A 22,566-nucleotide genomic window follows, 5' to 3' on the forward strand; every position below is an offset into this window, starting at 1 on the left:
AACTTGGCCGATAAACGGTTTTATCGGACAGCTTGAAGACTATTCTCGAAAACTTGGCCGATAAACGATTTTATCGGACAACCTGGAGCCTTTCGTCTGAGAACTTGGCCGATAAACGGTTTTATCGGACAGCTTGAAGACTATTCTCTGAGAACTTGTCCGATAAACGGTTTTATTAGTTATGAAATCAAGAATATCCTCCAAAAAACTCAAAAAAAAGCCTAGTCCAAAAGAAGAAACCTCCTTCCCCTTCTGAACTAAGCGCCTAAATATATTACCGAGTAATAATAATCGGTTCGCCCTTTGTTACGATAATTGTATGCTCGCATTGAGCGACTAAGCTTTTATCTGGTGTCACGAACGTCCAGCCGTCTCCAAGCTCAATGACCTCTTCCGCTCCCATTGAAATAAATGGTTCAAACGCAATGACCATGCCGTCCCTTAATAATTGTGAGTCCCATGGTTCAAAATAGTTTAAAATATGATCTGGCTTTTCATGGAGTGATCTTCCAATGCCATGTCCAGTTAAGTTTTTTATAACGGTATAGCCATTTTCATTGGCAACTCGGTTTACGGTTTTTCCAATCATGCTAAGCTTTGATCCGGCTTTTATTTTTTTCAGCCCTTCTTCAAAAGCCTTCTGTGCTGTTTCACATAGGTGCTGAAGCTTTTCATCCGTATTTCCCACTACAATGGATAAGCCGGTATCAGCAAAATAGCCATTTTTAGATCCGGACACATCAATATTTACAAGATCTCCATCTTTTATCACACGATCCCCTGGGATTCCGTGTGCAACTTCCTCATTTACACTGATACAAGTAAAGCCTGGAAAATCATATTCTCCTTTAGGACCTGAAACCGCTCCGTATTTTTCAAATAGTTCACCAGCGTAGTCATCTAATTCCTTTGTCGTTACGCCAGATTTTGTCCGTGCAATTAATTCGTCACGGATAACCGCAACGATTTTTCCTATTTCTTTTAAAGCTGCTAATTCTTCATCATTTTTAACAATCATTACATTCCTGTCCCTTCAATTGTAGGTTTACTTCTTCTATTATATTCTATTTTTCGATTAACGTAAAAACACCCCAAAGATTTGAGGTGTTTACCAAAACTTAACTAATACTAAAGCCAATTTTACCAAATTGATCAGCTTGCTCCATTCGCATAAAGGCTTGCTCATACTGATCTAATGTAAAAATTTTATCGATAATCGGTCTTAATGTATGTTTCTCCATAAATTTGAGCATATCCTTATATTCTTCCGCACTTCCTAATGTAGAACCGAGAAGGTTCTGCTGAGCATAGAAGAACGTACGGAGGTTAATTTTAACCTCATCCCCTGCCGAAGCACCAAAAGTTACAATGGTACCTCCTGTTCGCAAAACTTCAAGTGATTTATTAAAAGTTGCCGCTCCAACAGATTCAATCACTAAATCCATCTTCTTCCCTTGGAGTGCAGTATTCCAGTCTTCGTTGCTATCAATCGCTTTATCTGCACCAATTTCCAAAGCCCTCTGACATTTTTCCTTTGAACGTGAAGTTACATAGACTTCAGCTCCAGCTGCTTTTGCAAATTGGACTAAAAAAGTAGCAACCCCGCTGCCCACTCCAGGAATAAATACCTTCATTCCCGGCTGCACTTTTCCTCTTGTAAACAGGGCACGATATGCTGTTAAGCCAGCTAATGAAAGCACACCCGCTTCTTCCCATGTTAAATATGCTGGTTTGTGCTCTACATTATCTACCGGCAAAATCACATACTCTCCGAAGGTTCCATGGAAAGGATGACCAACAATTTCAAAGCCAGCAGGCGGTGCATCACTGTTTTCTTTCCAGCCGATCCCTGGATTGACCATAACTTCATCCCCAACTTGTACATGAGTCACGCCGTCACCGATTGCATCTACTATTCCTGCTCCGTCTGATCCAATTACTAAAGGTGGATCAGTTGGCTGATGACGTTCTAAAACGAACAAATCACGATGATTTAACCCAGCTGTTTTAAGCTTGACTCTTACTTCTCCAGCTTTAGGCTCCGCTGCCGTTATTTCTCCATATGAAAGTCCTTCTCTTCCCGTTTTCTCTGCATGAATAACTGCCTTCATCTTAACACTCCTCTATTTGAAAATAACTATTAAATATATCATACTTGTAAATGAATAGAATTTGAAATATTTCAACTTTATATCAAATCCAATTTTCCCTAAACAAATGGAGGTTTTACGATGGGCTGGGCTGAATTTGAACATGTCAGAAATGAATATAATGAGGAATTTAAAAAGATTGATGAACAAATTATTAAGTTAATAACCGAAAGAAAAGCAGCAGCAAAAGGCAAGCGCTATTCTCCTCCAACTGAACTGTTAGAGGAATGGTCAGAGAAATATGATATGAAGGCAGGTGAAATCGGCTGGCTAATGCATGAATTAAATGATGGCAGTGGTCCATTTTATTTGCCAGATGGCCCAGGGGATCTTCTTGGAGTAGTCCAGATTATGCAGAAATCAACAGTTGGCGATTTTGAATATGTGTTAACCCATGCTATGCAGCACGAACTAGGCAGTATTGTTACCCTTGAAATCAACTATAAACATAAAGATACTGAAAATATTGGTCATATTATCCCTCATTTAATGCTTGAAGTAACAGGTCCGATCAATTACAAAGTGGGAAGAAACGGATCTCGGGGCGGTGGCGGTAATACTCAAATGGGTTTCATTGTTTCTCCTGCTCTTCCTTCTGACTTGAATGAAATACATTTTTCCTTAGTTCCATATGCTCCTCCAATGGAATTTCCTCAAAAGGAAATTATTCTTGATAAAGAGGTTCTTTTCAAAAAATAAGTGCAGCCGTAATGGCTGTTTTTTTATATTTTCTTAATTTCCATTTACTCAAAAAAAACAGATTCAACAAAACCCTTTCAAAAAAGAGAAAATGCTTCGTTTTATTTTCTTGTTTTGGACATATATTGTACAAAGCCCAAAAGAATCAGGAACAGAAAGAACAACTCGAATTGGAGGGTTTTGTTTTGATTAGAAAAAGAAGAAAGAGATGGAAGATCAAAAAGGGACCGCTTCCCTTTAAATATGTGTTACTTATTACTTTTATCATTTTTACTTTTCTATCTATTTTTAGTGTTGTGATCATCAACAGAAATCTGGAACCGGCATTAATGAGTATTGCTGAATCTAGAGCACGTCAATTCGCAGTTCAGGCAATAAATGATGCTATTGCGAAAAAAGCCACAGAAAGCATTGATATAAATGAATTAATTATCAAACATGAGAATGCTGGTGAAGCGAGCTACAGCTTTAATCCGCAATATAATAAGGTTATATCAGAATTAACAATTAGAGTTCAGGAATATTTAGATTTAGTAGAAACCGGAGATATGGAGAGTATGGAAAATTTCAGAAACGACCTTAATATTGATAAGGATAAAGCAAAAAGCACAAAAGGAATTGTGTATCATATCCCATTAGGTATGGCCACGAAAATGACCTTACTCTCCAATTTTGGACCTAAAATCCCCGTAAGGCTAGAAATACTAGGTGATGTTACTTCCGATTTAGAAACTAAGATTGTGGAGACAGGGATTAATAATACTTATCTAGAAGTTTATATTAATGTAAGAGTCCAAATGAATGTAATCATCCCTCTTATTGAAAAACCGATCGAGGTATCGAATCAAATTAAAATCGGTGACTGGTTTCATCCTGGTAAAGTACCGCAATATTATAATGGCAAAGGGTCAGAAAATCCCATTCCGGCTTTAATACCACCGCCAGGAAATTAAGTTTTAAAACAAGTTTATTTAGTTATGTTATTATTTTTCACAGCAACAATTATTGTAAATAATGAAACTATTATTGGTAGTAGTAAATCTACTCAGGAGGTATGTAATTTTGAGAATCTTAGTCGTTGGAGCAGGAGCAGTTGGCGGTTATTTTGGAGGACGTCTAGTAGAGAAAGGAGAAGATGTTACCTTTCTTGTTCGTGAAAGAAGGAAACAACAACTGCACCTTCATGGCTTAAATATTGAAAGTGTTCATGGAAATATGAACCTAAAGCCGCAAACCCTTTTATTTGGAGAAAAAGCTGAACCTTTTGATGTCATCATTTTTTCAACTAAGGCTTATCATTTGAATGGAGCAATTGATAGTATTCGCCCCTATGCTAGTGACCAGACTATGATTCTCCCCCTTTTAAATGGAATTGCTCATATCGAAAAGCTTATCGAAGCTTTCGGAGAAGAACGAGTGATTGGAGGCTTATGCTTTATTGAAACGACACTTGACGAGGATGGCAGAGTCCTGCAAAAAAGCACAGCACACGATTTAGTTTATGGTGAACGCAATGGTGAGAAAACAGAGCGTATATTAAAACTTCAGGAAGCCTTATCTGGAACAAATGCGAACTTCCGGCTCTCTGAAGATATCATCCAGGAGATGTGGCATAAATATTTATTTATCACGACTATTTCGGGGGTTACCTCTCTTTTCCGTTCACCAAGCGGCCCTATTTGTGAACAAACACTCGGACTCCAGACGATAAAAAAAGTACTTAATGAAACAATCCGCATTATGACAGCTATTGGCGCACCACTATCAGATCAAGTGGAAGAAGTTCAATTAAAACGAGTATATGATCTTGGATATAACTTTAAATCCTCATTGCAAAGAGACATGGAAAAGCAGCTCCCAGTCGAGGCTGACCATTTTTTTGGCTATTTACTAAAGCAAGCACAAGGATACGGCATACACGCTCCTGCACTTGAAACGGTTTATGCGAATTTAAAAATCTACGAAACTTCTTTACAAACAAAATAAATATTGTGCTTCCACTCTAAATGAATATAACTAAAGAAAAGCCTGTCCTCCATTGGATCAGACTTTTCTTTAGATATAAAAAATTTTATAATCTATAGTTCCTAAGTGTGCTGGCATTGGACAAAAATCGTAGATTTCGCAAATAATTATCCAAATGACTAATGATATTAGATAGGAATCTTTGAAACTATGAAAACTTGTCCAAAAGAGTTTTTATTTCTTATTCCCTTGATTCGAGTTGTAATAGAATTTTGCTGTAATCGATCCATCCTCATTTTCAACAATATCAGTTACATGGATTCCGGAATCACCTGGTGTTGCGTTATGTCCTTTCCAGAAATAATAAGAGCCTGTATGAACATTGCCGGAAACCGGTGTAAGCTTGCTGCCTGATTTGAAGAAGTCACCCGCATCTCCACGGTTAACATTTTTCTCTAAATCATATTTGCCATCAGCTTGAATGACAGAAAGTCCGTAATGAGTGACGACTGTTCCATCACTCGCTGTTTGAGACTGATTATACTGGAATCGTTTATTCATCCAGTTTTCAACGTTATTTGGACGGAATCCAGCTGTTTGATAAAGATTGATTACATTTTCATCTACATGCCAGGCGACTAGACCATGAGCATCACTTCCTTGACGAATTAATCCTTTATTAACGCCATCCTGCTGTATATTTTCAAATAAGAAGTACTCTGTTCCGTTTGAGCCCGGCACCTCCATCTTTACAATGCCATTGTCAGTAGATGTTTGATTTATTGGTGGCAGAGTGATTTCTTGAATTCCATCTTCCGGTTTTACCTCAATTGGATTTGCCCATCCTAAGAAAACCTTTGAGAATGGATCAAAATGGGTTGGTGAATTACCTGAATACGCTGCATGGTCCGGATAACGCATCCATGAACCGCCTGCCATCATCGAATAATTCCCTACCCCTTCAGAAGAATAAGCTGTATCATAGAAATCAGGCAGTCCTAATGCATGACCAAATTCATGCGCGTATACTCCAGTTTGTGCTGGGAAAGGGCCGGTTTTTTTCGATTAATCATACTTTCCTGTAGCAGCATCAAAGCCTGCGACATTTCCGCCAATTGCTGGCTGAATATTATAGTTATTCACAATCACACCGTCATAGGTCATATCTTCAGCAATCGTTTTATTAATCCAATCTGCTTGGTTCATTCCCGCATAAACATCTGCTGGTTTCCCAGTTTCATAGTACTTTCCATAATACAGGGCGCTTAACAGACTCCATTTATGTGACCAAATCTGTGCAGGATCTCGGCTAAACTCTGCACCCGCTCCTTCATGGACTATAAAAACATTTGGAACCTCTCCATTTTCAGCATATTGTGAGAAGTCAATTTGCTCATCTGCTACCTTTAATAAATCTCGGATAAATTCTCCCATATGTGCGTCCCCATTTTCATTACCTAGAACATATTGGCCGCTTTCTGCATATTTGCCTTCCTGGTCTAGACAATAGGTAGCACCGTGTGGAAGCTCTACCCAAACAAATTCTGTATTTTCTTTTCGAACGAGATTAACCTTTCCATTACTTGATTCTTTATACACATTTTGCATTGTCCGATCAGTTGGGTCAAGCTGTCCATTGTACTCTGCGTATTGCTTAAACTCATCAAGTTCATATGGATTATATTCAGTTCCAAAAATTAAATCTTCATAATAGTGGGCAGGTACTTGTCCAGCATATCTCCTATTGGCTCATCCCCATCCTTATACTTGGCAAGAATAACAAGAACAGGAATATCCCCTTCAGCCTTTCTATAGGAAAAATGGTTGTTCCCTGCTTGTTGAAATTTTGTTCCATGCTTGGCCCCTTTTTCAGCAGGGTCCACCTTTGATAAATCCACCCCAAGTCTTTTTGCCTGCTCTGCTAATTCCGGAGAAGCACCAACATAATGTGCTAGATTTAAATTATATGTACTTTTTTCTTTTGCTGTTAAATCTGCTCCAGCTCCTGCAGAAAAAATTGTACTTCCTACTAATGTTAGTGCTAATGCAGAACTTGATAGAACTTTTAACAAATACACCACTCCTCTAATTTATTTCTACACCCTAAATAAATAATACAAAATAGTCTTTATTTTCCGAATAAAGAATCAGTACCTTTTCATTGGAAATTAGACATGTCTTAAGGCTTATTTAGAAAGAGACTTCTATTCTTGCACGTTCAATCTATCTAGCTTGCTATTATTTATATATAATTAGGAAGAGATTGGTAAAGGGGGACTCTTTATGTGGGGACTTATTAGTACACAAATCATCATTTCTGTTTTATTTTTAATAGTGGGTTGGGCCGTGCGCTACAAGAAAGCGTATTATTTAATTTCAGGATTTTCCTCTCGGTCTAAAATGGAACAGCAGCACATAATAGCAAATGGATTACCGCAAAAAACTGGGAGTTTGCTGATCACAACAGCATGTGTAATGCTGATTTTGCTCCCGCTCCATTTCACTTCCTTTCTATATAATATGGAAATTCAGTTTGGAAGTATGCTTGTCATCTTATTAGGCGGATTCATCTATTTATCTAAATATGAGATTCCTAGTAAAAGAAAACGCAGCTTTACCATTAGCATTAGCCTTTTTATTATCGTTTTAGGCTCCATAACCGCTCTTTCTGTATTCAGCTACCAGGGATATGAAATGACGGTATTAGATGATCGCTTCGAAATTACCGGGATGTACGGAAACGAATGGAGTACAAAAGATATTAAACAGATCGAATTAATAGATGAAATGCCGAAAATCATTACGAAAACCAACGGAGTTGGTCTCCCTACTTTAGCAAAAGGTTATTTTAAATTAAATGATTTCGGGATTTGCCTGTTATTTATTCATAATAACTCCTCACCCTATATCTATATTGAACTGCAAAATGAGAAAATCTTTATTAACGACAGTGATCCTTTGAAGACTAAACAGTGGTTTGAGGAATTAAGAAGCAAACAAAGTCTTTAAAATATAACTTAAAAAAGGTCTTCATTCTCATTCGAACGAAGACCTTTTCCTATTATTCTACTTTATTAAAATATTGGAACCAGCAAGATCAGATTTGCCCTTGTAAGTAGCATAGGCGTAAATATTATAATACTGCCCTGCTTGAACCGTTTTTCCATCTGCGAACTTTCCATCCCAATCGAATGTTTTGTAGCCCGCCTGAACATTGTTGTAAATACCGATGTCACCCACATAAGCTAAAGGCTGCCCATCTTTATTAGAGAGGTAAACAAATAGTTCAACTTCTTCTGCTCCTCCAGGGAAATAGCCTTCAATTTGAATGTTTCCATTACTTTGCTGACCAACACCTAAGTATTGAACACGAGGATAATCTGGCTCTTTAACGAAAAGAATGGTTGGAACATGAAGAGTGTCTGATCCATTGCTAACGATAATAGTTCCTTCGTAATAGCCAGGATTTAGAGCACCAGCATCAACCTGTACATTTAGATTAACATTTTGAGTTTGGCCAGGGTTTACCTTTAAATTATTACTTGTTGATACTTTAATCGCTGAATTATCCATTAGCACTTCAAAATCATAATTTTGGCGCTCAGAGGATAGGTTTTTGATTGTAAAATGCTGCTTTTCTACCTGCTTCCCTTTATCCTTGTAGAACGTTCCAAAAGAATGGCTTCCAGGCGTAACTAATGTTTTTGTTTGGATAGCATCCACTACTCTAATGCTTCCAGCTCCTTGCGTATTATGTGGATACGCTTGGCCGGTCGCAGGATTTGTCATTGTTTCAGCTGTATTCATTAATGCTGCTTTCACATCTTGAACACTCCAGTTAGGATGAGCTTGCAAAATAAGAGCAGCTGCACCAGCTACATGTGGAGAAGCCATACTTGTACCCTGCTTTGCTCCATATCCATGCGGATTGGCTGGATCATTTGTTGGAACAGTACTCACAATATTTACGCCAGGTGCAGATACATCCGGCTTAATCATCCACGTTGATACAACTGGCCCACGTGAAGAAAAGTCTGCAACGGTTTCACCAACTCGGCTGGCAAAACTAATGTCAAAGGACACTTTATTATTCCCTTGCTCTAATTGAGCTAAAAGCTTTTCTCCATCTTCAAGTGATACTTTAATCGTCGGCACATCCGTTCCAGGAACGTCTGGCTGTTCTCCCGGACTATGGTTAAAAATAATTGCTCCAACCGCACCTGCATTTTTTGCGTTAGTTGCTTTATCAACAAATGGGATGTCGCCACGCTTTATTAAAGCAATTTTTCCAGTAAGATCTTTACCAGCAAATTCATCTTCTGTTCCTAAGCCCACATATTCAAATTCAAATTCTTTGTCATTTAATGATAAAAGTGCTTGATCATTCGGGAAGCCCATTACCTTTGCAGAAGGGTAGCTATCACCATTTAATGTTGAAACAGCTGCATTGTATACATTATAAGGCAATTGTGTAGCTCCAACAGAAATCGCATCACGAGCAGTTCCAGGGGAACCAACTGTCCAGTTATTCGGACCACTGTTACCGTTTGAAGTAACAGCTACTACGCCTTCAGCCATTGCCCAATCTAATGCAATACTTGTAGCATAGTCTGGATCATTTAGGGAGTTTCCTAGTGATAGATTCATAACGTCTGCGCCGTCTTGGACAGCTTTTTCAATTCCGGCGATAACATTTTCAGTAGTTCCTCGACCACCAGGACCTAATACGCGGTAAGCCAATAATGTTGCTTCAGGAGCTACCCCTTTAATATAACCGTTAGCCGCAACTGTCCCTGCCACGTGCGAGCCATGGGTTGTTGCTTCCCCTCTTGGGTCGCCAGCTGGTGTTTCCTGAGGATCTGCATCATTATCAACTAAATCCCAGCCTTTATAGCTTCCAAATGCATGCTCTAAATCTGGATGTTTGTAATCAACTCCAGTATCAATAATTGCAACTTTTACACCTTTCCCTGTGTAGCCTGTCTCCCATGCCTCATTAGCCCCAATATACGGTGCACTGTTCAGCATGTTCGGACTGTACTCTTCTGAGGAAATAACTTCCCCTTCTCCTAAACTAGTAGCTTGGTATTCAACATCAGGATATACCGCTTTAACACCTGGTACAGAAAGCAAAGCAGGGATTTCATTTTCTTCTAGCTCTACTGAAAATCCAGAGAATACATAATCATATTCACGATTAATTTGTGAGCTTTTTACTGCTTTACTTACCTCAGATTTTACTTGATTACGCTTGTTGGCAAGATTGGCTTTTGTTTGGCTTTTGCCTGTATGCTTTGCCTCAACAATAGATGGTTCAGTGAGCTCAACAATAACACTCGTACGGTTGGAAGAAGAAAAATTAAACTCTCCGACTAATTGTGCCAATTGAGCAGCAGATTTATTATCTGCTTTAGGAGCAGCGCCTGCACTCATTGGTGAAAACGCTAACATTAATACAAGGGCCATGAGAAAAGTTTTAATACTTCGTTTTGACATGATTTACTTCATCTCCTTTTAAATTAAGGTACTGCCGACTAAGAAAGTCCACCTCCGCTCTGAGCTTATAATTTTTTAATATGTATAACAGTAGAAATATTCTGTGTTTTATAAAAATACCCTTGAGTCCTTCATCCTGATTTATCTAGGAAATTTGAAGCGTTTTTCGTACAAAAACTAATATTTAGCAATAAATCCGAAACTAAACACCTAATATCTATAACTCTATAAGATTCCAATACGTATAAGATATCCTTCATTGACACGTCATAGATAAAACTACTGAAGACATTTATGATGATCTGGCACAAGGGGGAATACTTGCTCTGATTTTTGAATAGATATTCATGTAAAGCATCGATGAAAATTCAAAATAAAGGGGAAGGGAAACAATGCCAGTTTATAATCATCAAATAGAAGTAAATGTGCCTATTCATACGGTTTGGAACTTTGTAAGCAATATGAATAATTGGGCTCCACTTGTTCCGGGGTATATTGATCACAAAATTATAAGTGATACAGAGTCTACGTGGTGCTTCAAAAGTGATATTGGTTTTATGAAGAAAAAAATTGAATTAAAAGTGGACATTACAAGCTGGGAGGAACCTCATAAAGTAACATTTAACTTAAAAGGTATCAACGAAAAGTTTTCGGGACATGGATTTTTTTCAGCAGAAGAGTCCGGCAAATCAAAGGTGCTTATGACAGGCTGCCTCGATATAACTGCTGAAGGACTGATGGCTAAGGTGGCCAATTCAATATTAACCTCTTCTCTTCCTGAAACAACCTCTGAATTAACCGAAGCAGTTGCAGCCAAAATTGAAGAATATGCACTACATTAAGCGGAAATTAAATAAAATGAGCGCTCTCACTGTGAGAACGCTCTTCACTTCTTATTTTACATTGTGGTTATTTAAGAAATTGACAATATTGTCAACAAGTCCTGAAGCTAATGGCAAATCTGGATTAGTATATGTGTCCATATTTCCTTTCTGGTCCTCTGGTGACTCTTTCAAAATATGATTCATTTTATCAACAATCAGATAGTCAGAATCCTTTTTTGCTCCATGTAATAATTCTGCCTCTTTCACCGGAACTTGAAGATCACGATCGCCATTAATAATGAATACGGGACAATCTAATTTTTGCAGTTGCTCCTGCGGGTTATATTGAAGCCATGAAATCAAATATGGCTGTACAGATAGGCGAAATAAGTTCTGGAGGTCAGCGCTAAAGGATTTAACCTGCTTCCCTTGCTTTAATTGTTCAAAAATATCCTTTGATTCTTTCATCAAGTTTTCCGATAACTGACCTTCTAGCTGCTCTAGAATAACTTGATCAATTGTTCTCCCAGCACCTGATATAGAAATAAAGGCATCCGCTTTTGCTTCGTCAGCCGCTGTCATCCCAATTAATGAACCTTCACTATGACCAATAATACCAACCTTCGAAAAACGTTTATCAGCTTTCGCAAATTGAACCCATGAGGCAGCGTCTTCTATAAAATTATCAAAAAGGACATCCTCTTCTTTGCCGCCTAAGCTAATATTTTGGCCAATTCCTCTCTTATCATAGCGAATACTTGCCACTCCTTGAGCAGCTAAATCTTCCGCTAACATTTTTAAACTATCATTCTTTCCTGATAAAACATTTGAATTTCCATCTTTATCAGTTGGACCTGAGCCGGAAATAATAACCATAAGAGGATAGGGTCCCTCACCTTCCGGAATGGTCAATAGCCCCTTCATTGTTCCATCCTTTAATTCCATATGGACGGCTTCACCAACTTCTTTTACTTCTTTTGTAGCTTCACCAGTCCCTTTCTTTAATTCAAACGGGAAAGATTGTCCACTCTGCTTAAATGTTCCAGTGATTTTTTCACCATCTACTTTCCCATTAAACGTAATTTGCTGACTCTGAATATCCATTGCAAAAGCTACATTATTGTTTTTTATATTAATGTTAGATAACGGATGCTGATCGATTCCTTGTACTGGAATACTAATTGTACCGCCGTCGCTTGTAAATACAATAATAATTGGCAGTGGCTGATTAGGTATATTAATCGATCCTTCCCATGTTCCAGCGATTCTTTCCAATTTACTCTCTCCAGAGTCAGTTTTTTTATCCTCTTTATTATTCTCCTTACTGCAGCCTAATAATAGGAAAGCAACACTTAGCATTACAAAAAGGAGATACGCTAATTTCTTCATCTTTTAACCCCCACAATTATTTATCCAAACCATGAAATGAGCAGTATAATGACAATTGGTACAAACATAAGAATATAACCTAGTGGATTTGCAAAATTAATTGTCCATCCAATTCCAAATCGTTTTTCTACAAAGATAGACGGATCGTTTTTATTAAAATAAATCATACCGCCAATCCAATATTGATCTTCATCTAAATCCGAAATGCCATCTCCATATTCATTATCAATCTTCTCACCTGCTCTTCCTACTTTTACAGCAAAAATAACAGAACAAATCAAAATAATGAGAATAAAGACAATAGGTATTGCCATTAAGACAACCCCATCAGTAATATTAGGGTGAATCATCTGCAATTGTAAAAATGAAAACAGCATTGTGACAAGAACATTTACAAAAAACATAAACCAGCTTGAGTACTTCCTTAATGTAAGCTGACGAATTCGAGAAGCTTCTGTTCTAGTTGCACTTAATTTAATTCCAGAACGCCTAGTCGACTCATTAATCCCTATAAACATGAATTGCAAAACAAGTAAAATAACCGGCAGTGATATAGAAGAAAAGAGATTTTTCTCTGTAAAAGCGTCTGGCTTCCCGCTCGGCCCCCAATGAGTCGGTATTTGTTCAGGCAGCATGCTGTAGTTCATAAGTGTATAACCGATTACACCCAAGGATACTGCTATTGGCAGCAAGTATAAATACCAGGGGAGCATTTCATCCAGAGAACGGACGGAAAAATCCGTTACTTTAACTTGCTTTAAATTTTCTCCCCATTTCATCGTTTTTTTTCGCTGCAAAGTTTTCGCATGGAAAAAAAAGTATAAAGCAAGACTAATAAAAATGATACTAAACTGCATTGCCTGTCCCAATAATGGATTGTCTCTTACTCCTAGAAGTAGGTATAAGCCAATTGCGATTAAACCAATTATAAGAATTAGCAGCGAATACATTTTTTTAAAGAATGCTAGTTTTTCATCTCGCACAAACTCATCAGGAATATACACACCAAATACAGTATTACGTTTAGCAAGAAATGGGATTGCCATTTCAATTGCTACTAAAAAGGCAATGATGACTAAAAATAATATGGAATCCATTTGTTACCACTCCTTATAGGAAGAATCGTTGCTGTTAGGGCTTACCCTTAATATCTAAAATAAGGGATGTTACGAGTTCAAGAATCTGTTCCATTTCTAGCCCTAAAGCTAACGCTTCTGCAATCATGGGTTTAAATTCATCTTTGAGGCGATCTATAAAGTGATTCATTTCTGCCGGAGAATTAATTACGGCACCCGATTTTGGAATAATGCTGATAATGCCCTTCTTTTCTAACTCATGGTAGCTTTTGTTGACTGTGTGCATATTCACACCCAGATCAGCTGCCAAGGAGCGTACAGAAGGAAGTGAATCTCCAGCATGCATATATCCTCTAGCTACCCCCTCAATTATCACATTCGTTAATTGAGTATAGAGCGGAACTTCAGACTGGGGCTCTATTCGAATAATCAAAGGTATCCCCTCCATTCTGTTCTAATAACAGTATAACAAAGTTGTTATAGTTTGTATAGAACAAAATAAACAAAAAACCCCATTTTTGGGGTTTACTTAATAAGAGTTTATTTTGTATAACGATTAGCATAGCTTGAAGCTACAAATGCGTCCGGCTTTATTTTTGGCTTAACTCCCATTGATTCCATTCTTGAAACCATCTCTTTTACAAATTCACGTGTTTTATTCCTTTTACCAATCCCGATGTCCAGATGCCCTTCCATTGTAAAAGTCGCACCGTGATAAATATAAGGAAGAATCAGATCAATGATTTCATTTTTCTTTTCTATCGAAAACAGAGCAACCACCTGTTCAGTTAATGACGTTTCATATGAGATTCTCTCATGCAGATGGAGCATTTTCCTTGGAATGATGTGTTTCCTTATACAAGCCCAGGCCCCTTTCCCTTCATTTTGGATCACAATTCCTGTAATAAAAACAGTCCGATCACAATGAACCTGGGAATCAGTCCCCACCATTAACCGGTAGTTCCCACAAGGACTTCTGCTAATGAACTTTAAAATTCTAGAGAAGACAGTATCAAACGTCATATTCCGTTCCTGAAGATTTTCAAACTCAATGTTTTCTTCATTATGATCATTTTTCACCTTTTATCACCACATTATGTTTGGAATAAAGTGAAACTTCAATCAGTGGGGTTTCCGACGTACATGGCGTTCTAGTACAAACGCTGCGACATAGACGTCAGTACTCAGTCTGTCCTCATTACCCACTGATTGTTAGTTGAACTAATCACGTTCAAAGCGCCACGTCCTGTGGCTTTCACCTGACTAGGACATCCTGTCCGTCGTCGGGCTTTTACGGGCTGTTGATCTCCCACAAAGAAATTTTTTGTTTTATCCAACTTCTTAAAGTGGGAATCTTACAGCCCGTTAATCTGCGATAAAGTGAATGTTCAAATTGGCACTAATCCTTATGCACCTAAATTTACTATCAAAAGTCGGTCGAGGATTACCAGCAAAAAAATGTTGATTCATTGACATGTTCAGTTATTCCCTTGTAAATACGTGTATATTATCAGTATATTAAGTCGTGGAATCAGGTTTCCCGTTTTTTAAGTTTTCCCACAATAATTTCAAATTAGTCATTTTTATCCAGAAGTTTATGAGCATCTTTCAAGTGAATATCGAAGTAAATATGCTAGTATGAATTAACTACTATTGAGAGGAGCTTTTTCATGAAAATTCAGGTATGGTCGGATTTTGTTTGTCCATTTTGTTATATAGGGAAAAGAAGATTGGAACAGGCAATTGCCCATTTTCCACATAAGGATCAGGTAGAGGTTGAATTTAAAAGCTTTGAGCTTGATCCAAATTCATCAAAATACAACGGTAAAAGTATCAATGAAATTTTAGCCGCCAAATATGGCATGAGCATTGAGCAGGCTAAGCAGGCAAACGAAGGTGTAGGCAGCCAAGCGGCGAGTGTAGGGTTAAATTTTAATTTCGATGGAATGAAACCAGGTAATACATTTGATGCTCATCGTCTGGCAAAGTTTGCAAAGGAAAAAGGGAAAGAAGCTGTGATTACCGAAAAGCTGCTTTATGCGTATTTTACAGAATCAAAGGATATTGGCGATGAAGAAGTTCTCGCTGATATTGCAGCTGCTGTGGGAATTGACCGAGGAGAAGCTTTAAACATACTTCAGGACAAAAACGCTCTTGCTAACGATGTTCGAATTGATGAAGCAATCGCTCAGCAATATGGGATAAGAGGAGTACCATACTTTATTATTAATAATAAGTATGCCATTTCAGGTGCTCAAGCTCCTGAAACATTTATGGGAGCACTCCAAAAAGTATGGGAAGAAGAGTCTGCTGCTCCTGTATTCCAAGATCTTTCTGGAGAAGCTGCAGATGAGGCAGCCTGTGTTGATGGCAGCTGCGGAATTCCTGATAAAAAGGAATAATAAATACCTAAAATGGCCTGAATCCCTAGTGCAATACTGGATCAGGCCTTTTCATGGTGTGTAATAGCACATCTCAAAAACTTATCCTGTAAGTTTTTAAACCTCTTATCGCTTTCTAGCTTATCGCTACATTCTTATGCTGTTTATCTTCCTTTAAATACGGAGTAATTGTTTTCTTTTTAAAGTGGTAAATGATTAATGCCATAATACTTAATCCACAAACAGCAAGTAAAAGCCAGACAGGCATCCTTTCAAGAGCAAACCCAAAGATAATAAATCCTAAAGGAGTCATGGCACTTGCCCCTGTTTCTAGCAGCGACATTACTCTGCCACGATATTCGTCAGGTGTGCTCTTTTGCAGTAGAACCATAATAGGCATATTGATAATCATAATAAAAGTGGCCAGCATAAAAACCATAATGACTAAGTATGGGAAGAATAATGAATTAGAAACATTCATCATGCCAGGAAAGTTCGGAAGCCCTAGTAAAATGAGAACTGTTGACATTGAAATTAACCCGCCAAAAATACTTAGTTCCTTTTTCTTTATTTCTGGACGGGCGGATAATATTATCGCCATTACCATCATCCCGACTGAAAATGTCCCTTCAATAATGCCTAACTGTATCGACTCCATTTTCCTGATTGTTAGAACTAAATATGGAATGGCAACTGGAAACACGGCAAACCAGAAATTAAGCCAAATACTTATTAAAATTAAATTTTTTATAAATGCCTGCTGTTTCACATAAACCAACCCTAATTTTAAGTCCGTAAAGATAGAGTTTCCATTTTCCTTCTCTTTTTTTTCTGAAAATAGGTTGTATTGAATGAAAATGCTGGCAATACCTGAAATGGAAAACGTAACAATATTTATAATCATGAAAGTGGTTATGTTAAATAGGCCGAAGAAAACTCCTCCTAATACTGGACCTAAAATAGTGGAAAGGGACCCTGCTGCCTGATTTAATGACATTGCCTTCTGCAAATAATCCGGGCCAACCATGTTGAAGATCGCTGATGTAACGGCATTGGAGTAAAATGTGTTGAGGATGCTAAGAACAGCAGTTGCTGTATATAAAACCCAAATTTCCGGATAAATAAATGTAAAAACAAAAAAGACAATCGCTAGCCATATGGCACAAGCAAAATCAGATGTTATAATAATGAGCTTTCTGCTCATTCTGTCACTTAAAGTACCCGCAATCGGAGAAAGAAGAATTCGCGGCAAAGCACTTAATAATAGGGTCACCGCAAAATTAAGACTTGAGCCTGTTTTAGCTAAAATAAATAATCCGATCGCAAATCCATATATAGATGACCCAAGAACTGCAGTCATTTTACCGATAAGAAATAGGATAAGATTTCTTTGAATAGCTCCAGCCATCTAATTTTCCTCCTCTTCATCAAGTACTTCGAACTGGCAAGAAACTTGATATGAAGCTCTTTCAATATGATCATGAACCGATTTCTTTAAATACTTTAATACAAGTTGATCCCACTCTGCTTCAAATTCTTTTAGTTCGATTTCTGAAAGCGATAAACTCGTGCCCCTCTTTCGTGTTTTAATTTCGTGTTTCGGTGCAAGTGGATCCTTTAATCTAAAATGAGTAGCTTTTGCTTGGTAATATTTTTCAATGATTCCCTTGTTCTCCCTCGTTTCTTTGATTTCAAGAATTCCTCCATTATAAAGCTGCTGAATATGGTAGTGTATGCTTCCGGCTGTTTTTCCTAGCTCATCAGCTACCTGCTTTGCAGTCATTGCATGTTCATGAAGCAAATAAATGATCTTTACTCTTAAAGGGCTTGAAATTAATTTTTGCTGTTCTAAATTGATTTCCATCCATTTTTCTTTAATATCCATCGTCTTTCCTTTCTAAACTTACTAGTCGTTTTATTTTTATTATATGTTCTATTTTTTTAGAATGATACCTTTTTTTGGTTTATTTTCAACATATTTCAAAATTGTTGTTCTTTATGTCAAATACCTAACTCTATTTATTCAACCAACATAAATAAAGACTTAGCCCTTGAACCGGAGCTAAGTCTTCTTTTTGTTAAACTAAATTTTGTACCCAGTATTGGCTTTTACTTTTACCTCTGCAAAGCGTTTTGCATCATGCTTACTGGATAGAAGTGTTCCAATAATACCCCCGATGAATCCAACCGGGACAGATACCAATGCTGGATTTGTTAGAGGGAAAATTGGGTTCCCCGTAATAAGTGTTGCTCCTTCTACCGGTGACATTACACTTGGACTAATTGCCACAAGAACAAGTGCGGAAATTAATCCAGAAAGCATAGCTACCATGGCACCTGTCGTATTGAAGCGCTTCCAATAAATCGTATATACGATTACAGGCAAGTTAGCACTTCCTGCTACACAGAATGCAAGAGAAACTAGAAAAGCTACGTTTAGATTTTGGGCAAATAGAGCTAAAAGGATGGATAAAACTGAAACGCTTAGTGACGCATATTTTGCCGCTAGCATTTGCTGCTTTTCTGTCGCTTTGCCCTTCTTAATAATTTGTCCGTAAATATCGTGCGCAAAGGCTGAGGCTCCTGATAAAACAAGACCTGCAACAACTGCTAGAATAGTAGCAAACGCTACTGCTGATACAAACGACATTAATATATCGCCGCCAAGTACTTGAGCTAGTAATGGAGCAGCCATGTTTCCAGCTGCGTTGCTCGCTTTAATCGCTTCTCCACCAACAAATGCAGCTGCACCAAAGCCTAGGAAAATGGTCATCACATAGAAGATACCAACAATCCACGTCGCCCAAATAACAGAGCTGCGCGCAGTTTTCGCATCTTTAACCGTAAAGAAGCGCATTAAAATATGCGGCAATCCAGCAGTTCCAAGGACAAGTGCAATCATAAGTGAAATTGTATCTAATGGTACTTTGTATTTAACTCCAGGATTTAAATATGCTTCACCTAGTGGTGTAGCTGTTTTCATTGTTGTAAACATTTCAAAGATATTAAAATGGAATTTGGCCAAGACCATGAAAGAAATGATGATTGTACCAAGCATTAATAGGACAGCTTTAATGATCTGTACCCAGCTTGTTGCCGTCATCCCTCCAAATAGAACATAGATCGTCATCATAATACCAACAATAAGTACCGCAACCCAATAATCAATGCCAAACAATAGTTTAATTAACGCTCCAGCACCAACTAATTGAGCAATCATATAAAAAATGACAATTGTAATCGTATTCAACGCTGCAGTTGCTCTAATCTTCTTCGCATCAAAGCGGGCATTAATCATATCCGCTAAAGTATACCTGCCAAGATTACGAAGCGGCTCTGCCACTATAAACAATACAACTAAGTACGCTACTAAATAACCGATACTAAACAAAAAGCCATCAAAACCGCTTAGGGCAATTGCACCGGCAATACCTAGGAAGGAAGCTGCAGATAAATAGTCACCTGCAATGGCAAGACCATTTTGCCAGCCTGTTAAACCTCCACCTGCCGTATAAAATTCACTGGCAGTATTCGTCCTTTTGGCTGCATAATAGGTTATTAAAAGGGTCATTGCTACAATTAGTAAAAATAGGATAATAACGGTTGCATTCATTACGCCTTTCTCCTCTCCGGATCCTCTTCACTCCAAACTTTTTCTGCCAGGCGATCAAGTTCCGCAGATTTTCTCATATAAAGTGTAGCCATTGTCCATGTCATAATGAATAAGAACAAGGAGTAGATCCATGCCCATGAGATATCACCAATTGCAGGAGCTTCCATCCAGTTTGTATAAGATATTAATATAGGAAACAACAAATAAAGACCAAAGAAAATAATAATAGATGGAACTAGAAACTTCCTTTTCGCAGTCAATAACGCCTGAAACTCAGGACTGCTTGCTATTTCCTCAAAATCCTCCTTTTTGTTATAGTTACCTTGATAATCAACTTGTGCCATTCCATCAACTCCTTTTTAATTTATATTCGAAATTGTTCGAATATAATTAAAATTTAATAAAAAACAGGACGTATGTCAATTTTTATTTTACTAATTCACCCTAAATATCCAATATTAAGAAAAAATGGTTTATAATTTCCATTAAATTCCTTTATAATTGTTTTATTCTTATAAAAGATTTGTTAACCAAGGAGCTGATAAACGCTGATAAAAAATATACTGAAGGCTCAGACACACAATCGGATATTAATTTTAGGAATTGATGGATTAGGAGGGGCTGGAAAAACAACGTTAACTCAACATATTAAGCAGGAATTAGAAGAAGCCGGAAAAAAAGCTGTCGTCCTGCATATAGATGATTTCATTCATCCGAGAAACATCCGATATGACCAAGCGAAATGCGAATGGGAATGTTACTATTTTGCGCAATGGCGTTATGATTACCTAATTCATAATATTTTGTTACCTATTCAAAATGGAGAAGAGATTGATAAGGAAATAGAATTATATGATAAAACAAATGATCAATACATAGAAACTCATTTGAAAATTGATGCTGAATCTGTGTTAATCATCGAGGGGGTATTTCTCCAACGGAATGAATTAAGACGTTTTCTAGACTATGTCATTTATATTGACGTTCCTAAAGTAGAAAGATTAAAAAGGGTGCTTGAAAGAGATACCTACATCGGGGATAAATCGAAAATTGCAGAAAAATATGAGAAACGCTATTTTCCTGCAGAGGACAAATATATTATGGAGTATTCCCCTTCCAAAAGTGCAGATTTAATCATTAATCCTAACTCCTAATGTAGCGCTGACAATTTATACTTTTTTAAAGTGGACTGACGGTCAACTCAACTATGAAATCCTTCCTTCTTGGCCGTCATCACCGGAATGACGGACAACTCAACTATGAAAACCTTCCTTCTTGGCCGTCATCAACGGTATGACGGTCAACTCAACAATGAAACCCTTCCATCCTGGTCGTCATCACCAGAATGACGGGCAACTCAACAATAAAATCCTTCCATCTTGGCCGTTATCAGTGAAATAAAAAACAAGAGACAAATATAAAAAACTTATTTGTCCCCTGTTCTTTTCTTCATTAATAATGCTATTATTCCTCATCGTCGATATAAGTAAATTCGTAAAGCAAGTCACTATCCTCTAGGGTAATCGTGACAATTTGCCTTCCATCAGCTGAAACTAATGTCGTTCTAGTACCTTTTGAAGATTCCTTTTTCCAATAGCCGCTTGAAATTTTATCTAAATACATCTGGTAATTGGCGGTAGAAGCATATTCCCAACGATATCTTTCCTCGTTTGAAGAAATGGAGATCGGATCTAAACCGACAGGGAAAAGCATCGATCCATACCCATGCTTCACGTACAGCTGCTCATTCTTCTCACTAGGTGTTAGACCTGCTATATTCAAAGTTGCCATTGCTTGAAATATTTCAGCATGCTCAACCTTCGGATAATCAAATGAAAAATGAGCAATCTTTTCATCTTGAATTGGGACAAAGAAATGATAGCGAATAGCAGTGTCCATCATTTTCACATGCTCAATATACATGGTCATTGGATAAGGAAAGCCTTCCAGCTTTTCATCCACAAACATAGGCAATGATGATGTGATATCCTCCATTTCTTCTTGAGTTATGACAGAAATTTCGCCTACTTTGCTTGATGTTTTATCCGATATAATATTCCAGCCAATGGCTGACTTTTCAATTCGAGCATTTTTTAGCTTCCAGCTAAATTCATCATTTATTGGTGCACCCTGTTCATTAGCATTTCTTGGTATGGTTTGATTTTGAAGAATACCATCTGAAACTACCTTCCAGATACCCCCGCCGCAAATTAGTAAAAACAGGCATGATGCTAACAGTCCAGTCCATTGGTACCTTTTCTTTGGCTTATTTTCCATAGATTCATTTTTTAAGGTATGCAACAGCCTTGCTCTTAAAGCATCTTTTTCCTTTTGAGAAGGCTGGATGTGTTTTAATTGTTCCCATTGAATATCATACCGATTTTTCAACTTGCTCACCGCCCTCATCCTCCGTCATCTTTCGTAATGCCTGTAATGCTCTTGACAGTGTTTTTCGTACCTTATCCTCAGACCAGTTGAGAATATCCGCAGCTTCTTTTGTAGAAAAACCCTCAATCTTTCTTAAAATAATGACAAGTCGATAATTGGACTTTAACCGGAACAAAGACTCTATTAACTGCCGTACTGTTTGTTTATTTTCAACATATTGCTCTACATTGAACGAAGAAGGAATATCCTTTTCGGGAGCAAATGATAAAAATAGCTTTCTGCGCTTTCGTTTTCTGATTTCATCCATAACAATGTGCTTGGCAATACTAAACAGCCATGTTTTAATACTGGAACGATAATTAAAATACTCATAAGCAGTGTAGGCACGAACGAATGTATCATGAACAAAATCTTCGCAGCTTTGCTTGTCATCCATCATAAATAAGATAAAACGATAAATATCTTCATAATATAATTCATACCACTCCATTACGAGTGCTTCCCTGTTCTCGTTCACCTTCTTTTTCACCCGCCTTTTCCCCTGTTATATAATCAGTCGTTCCTGTTAAATAAATGTGACAGTGT

General features: G+C 37.6%; 23 protein-coding genes. 7 read left to right on the forward strand and 16 right to left on the reverse strand.

Annotation, left to right across the window (positions count from 1 at the left end):
* Positions 1-274 precede the first annotated feature (274 nt).
* Both map and H0173_RS14025 read right to left on the reverse strand, forming a co-directional pair.
* Complete coding sequence (gene map / locus H0173_RS14020) at positions 275-1,018, reverse strand: type I methionyl aminopeptidase (RefSeq protein WP_221847143.1); 744 nt, start codon at positions 1,016-1,018, stop codon at positions 275-277.
* A gap of 100 nt (positions 1,019-1,118) precedes the next feature.
* Complete coding sequence (locus H0173_RS14025; RefSeq protein ID WP_221847144.1) at positions 1,119-2,111, reverse strand: zinc-binding dehydrogenase; 993 nt, start codon at positions 2,109-2,111, stop codon at positions 1,119-1,121.
* 120 nt (positions 2,112-2,231) lie between these two features.
* Here H0173_RS14025 and H0173_RS14030 point away from each other — a divergent pair, with 120 nt between their 5' ends.
* The 3 genes from H0173_RS14030 (at position 2,232) to H0173_RS14040 (ending at position 4,835) form a co-directional block, all read left to right on the forward strand.
* Entirely contained in the window at positions 2,232-2,849 is a 618-nt protein-coding gene (locus H0173_RS14030; protein WP_221847145.1) for a hypothetical protein, read from the forward strand.
* A gap of 185 nt (positions 2,850-3,034) precedes the next feature.
* A complete protein-coding gene (gene yunB / locus H0173_RS14035; RefSeq protein ID WP_221847146.1) occupies positions 3,035-3,802 on the forward strand; it encodes a sporulation protein YunB in 768 nt (255 codons plus the stop codon).
* 109 nt (positions 3,803-3,911) lie between these two features.
* On the forward strand, positions 3,912-4,835 hold the full coding sequence (locus H0173_RS14040; RefSeq protein ID WP_221847147.1) for a ketopantoate reductase family protein: 924 nt from the start codon (positions 3,912-3,914) through the stop codon (positions 4,833-4,835).
* Positions 4,836-5,048: 213 nt separating this feature from the next.
* Here the strand turns inward: H0173_RS14040 and H0173_RS22340 are convergent, their stop codons facing one another.
* From H0173_RS22340 to H0173_RS22350, 3 genes are all read right to left on the reverse strand, one after another.
* Entirely contained in the window at positions 5,049-5,810 is a 762-nt protein-coding gene (locus H0173_RS22340) for a metallopeptidase domain-containing protein (protein ID WP_313770648.1), read from the reverse strand.
* A gap of 69 nt (positions 5,811-5,879) precedes the next feature.
* Positions 5,880-6,413 carry a metallopeptidase domain-containing protein gene (locus H0173_RS22345; RefSeq protein WP_260631181.1) on the reverse strand — a complete coding sequence of 178 codons (534 nt, stop codon included), beginning with the start codon at positions 6,411-6,413 and terminating at the stop codon, positions 5,880-5,882.
* A 98-nt stretch (positions 6,414-6,511) separates the two neighbouring features.
* Positions 6,512-6,886: a hypothetical protein gene (locus H0173_RS22350; RefSeq protein WP_260631182.1), complete on the reverse strand. Its 375-nt coding sequence runs from the start codon at positions 6,884-6,886 to the stop codon at positions 6,512-6,514.
* Between the two features lie 211 nt (positions 6,887-7,097).
* Between H0173_RS22350 and H0173_RS14050 the strand changes: the two genes are divergently transcribed.
* Positions 7,098-7,823, forward strand: a complete 726-nt coding sequence (locus H0173_RS14050; protein ID WP_221847148.1) for a DUF3784 domain-containing protein — start codon at positions 7,098-7,100, stop codon at positions 7,821-7,823.
* 57 nt (positions 7,824-7,880) lie between these two features.
* Here the strand turns inward: H0173_RS14050 and H0173_RS14055 are convergent, their stop codons facing one another.
* Positions 7,881-10,310, reverse strand: a complete 2,430-nt coding sequence (locus tag H0173_RS14055; protein ID WP_221847149.1) for a S8 family peptidase — start codon at positions 10,308-10,310, stop codon at positions 7,881-7,883.
* A 392-nt stretch (positions 10,311-10,702) separates the two neighbouring features.
* Between H0173_RS14055 and H0173_RS14060 the strand changes: the two genes are divergently transcribed.
* On the forward strand, positions 10,703-11,152 hold the full coding sequence (locus tag H0173_RS14060; RefSeq protein WP_221847150.1) for an SRPBCC family protein: 450 nt from the start codon (positions 10,703-10,705) through the stop codon (positions 11,150-11,152).
* Positions 11,153-11,203: 51 nt separating this feature from the next.
* Here H0173_RS14060 and H0173_RS14065 read toward each other — a convergent pair whose 3' ends face one another.
* The 4 genes from H0173_RS14065 to H0173_RS14080 all read right to left on the reverse strand — a co-directional run bounded on the left by H0173_RS14065 (position 11,204) and on the right by H0173_RS14080 (position 14,622).
* Positions 11,204-12,523, reverse strand: a complete 1,320-nt coding sequence (locus H0173_RS14065; RefSeq protein ID WP_221847151.1) for an alpha/beta hydrolase family protein — start codon at positions 12,521-12,523, stop codon at positions 11,204-11,206.
* A gap of 20 nt (positions 12,524-12,543) precedes the next feature.
* Positions 12,544-13,620: a DUF1648 domain-containing protein gene (locus H0173_RS14070; RefSeq protein WP_221847152.1), complete on the reverse strand. Its 1,077-nt coding sequence runs from the start codon at positions 13,618-13,620 to the stop codon at positions 12,544-12,546.
* A gap of 34 nt (positions 13,621-13,654) precedes the next feature.
* Positions 13,655-14,032 carry a GntR family transcriptional regulator gene (locus tag H0173_RS14075; protein ID WP_221847153.1) on the reverse strand — a complete coding sequence of 126 codons (378 nt, stop codon included), beginning with the start codon at positions 14,030-14,032 and terminating at the stop codon, positions 13,655-13,657.
* Between the two features lie 107 nt (positions 14,033-14,139).
* A complete protein-coding gene (locus H0173_RS14080; protein ID WP_221847202.1) occupies positions 14,140-14,622 on the reverse strand; it encodes a ribonuclease H-like YkuK family protein in 483 nt (160 codons plus the stop codon).
* 647 nt (positions 14,623-15,269) lie between these two features.
* On the opposite strand from H0173_RS14080, the gene H0173_RS14085 reads away from it, so the two are divergent.
* Positions 15,270-16,001, forward strand: a complete 732-nt coding sequence (locus tag H0173_RS14085) for a DsbA family oxidoreductase (protein WP_221847154.1) — start codon at positions 15,270-15,272, stop codon at positions 15,999-16,001.
* Positions 16,002-16,116: 115 nt separating this feature from the next.
* Here the strand turns inward: H0173_RS14085 and H0173_RS14090 are convergent, their stop codons facing one another.
* The 4 genes from H0173_RS14090 to H0173_RS14105 form a co-directional block, all read right to left on the reverse strand.
* On the reverse strand, positions 16,117-17,388 hold the full coding sequence (locus H0173_RS14090; RefSeq protein WP_221847155.1) for an MFS transporter: 1,272 nt from the start codon (positions 17,386-17,388) through the stop codon (positions 16,117-16,119).
* Positions 17,389-17,865 (reverse strand): ArsR/SmtB family transcription factor, encoded by a 477-nt coding sequence (locus H0173_RS14095; protein ID WP_260631183.1) that lies wholly within the window; start codon positions 17,863-17,865, stop codon positions 17,389-17,391.
* A gap of 198 nt (positions 17,866-18,063) precedes the next feature.
* Complete coding sequence (locus H0173_RS14100; protein WP_221847156.1) at positions 18,064-19,593, reverse strand: solute symporter family protein; 1,530 nt, start codon at positions 19,591-19,593, stop codon at positions 18,064-18,066.
* Positions 19,593-19,937: a DUF485 domain-containing protein gene (locus H0173_RS14105; RefSeq protein WP_221847157.1), complete on the reverse strand. Its 345-nt coding sequence runs from the start codon at positions 19,935-19,937 to the stop codon at positions 19,593-19,595. Before H0173_RS14105 ends, H0173_RS14100 begins: the two co-directional genes overlap by 1 nt.
* Positions 19,938-20,195: 258 nt before the next feature.
* Between H0173_RS14105 and H0173_RS14110 the strand changes: the two genes are divergently transcribed.
* On the forward strand, positions 20,196-20,747 hold the full coding sequence (locus H0173_RS14110; protein ID WP_313770649.1) for an AAA family ATPase: 552 nt from the start codon (positions 20,196-20,198) through the stop codon (positions 20,745-20,747).
* Positions 20,748-21,057: 310 nt separating this feature from the next.
* Here H0173_RS14110 and H0173_RS14115 read toward each other — a convergent pair whose 3' ends face one another.
* Together H0173_RS14115 and H0173_RS14120 are read right to left on the reverse strand one after the other, a co-directional pair.
* Positions 21,058-21,990, reverse strand: a complete 933-nt coding sequence (locus H0173_RS14115) for a hypothetical protein (protein WP_221847158.1) — start codon at positions 21,988-21,990, stop codon at positions 21,058-21,060.
* Positions 21,965-22,510 carry an RNA polymerase sigma factor gene (locus H0173_RS14120; protein ID WP_313770646.1) on the reverse strand — a complete coding sequence of 182 codons (546 nt, stop codon included), beginning with the start codon at positions 22,508-22,510 and terminating at the stop codon, positions 21,965-21,967. Before H0173_RS14120 ends, H0173_RS14115 begins: the two co-directional genes overlap by 26 nt.
* Between the last annotated feature and the right edge of the window lie 56 nt (positions 22,511-22,566).

Source organism: Bacillus sp. S/N-304-OC-R1, from assembly GCF_019749375.1.
Classification (GTDB): domain Bacteria; phylum Bacillota; class Bacilli; order Bacillales; family Cytobacillaceae; genus Cytobacillus.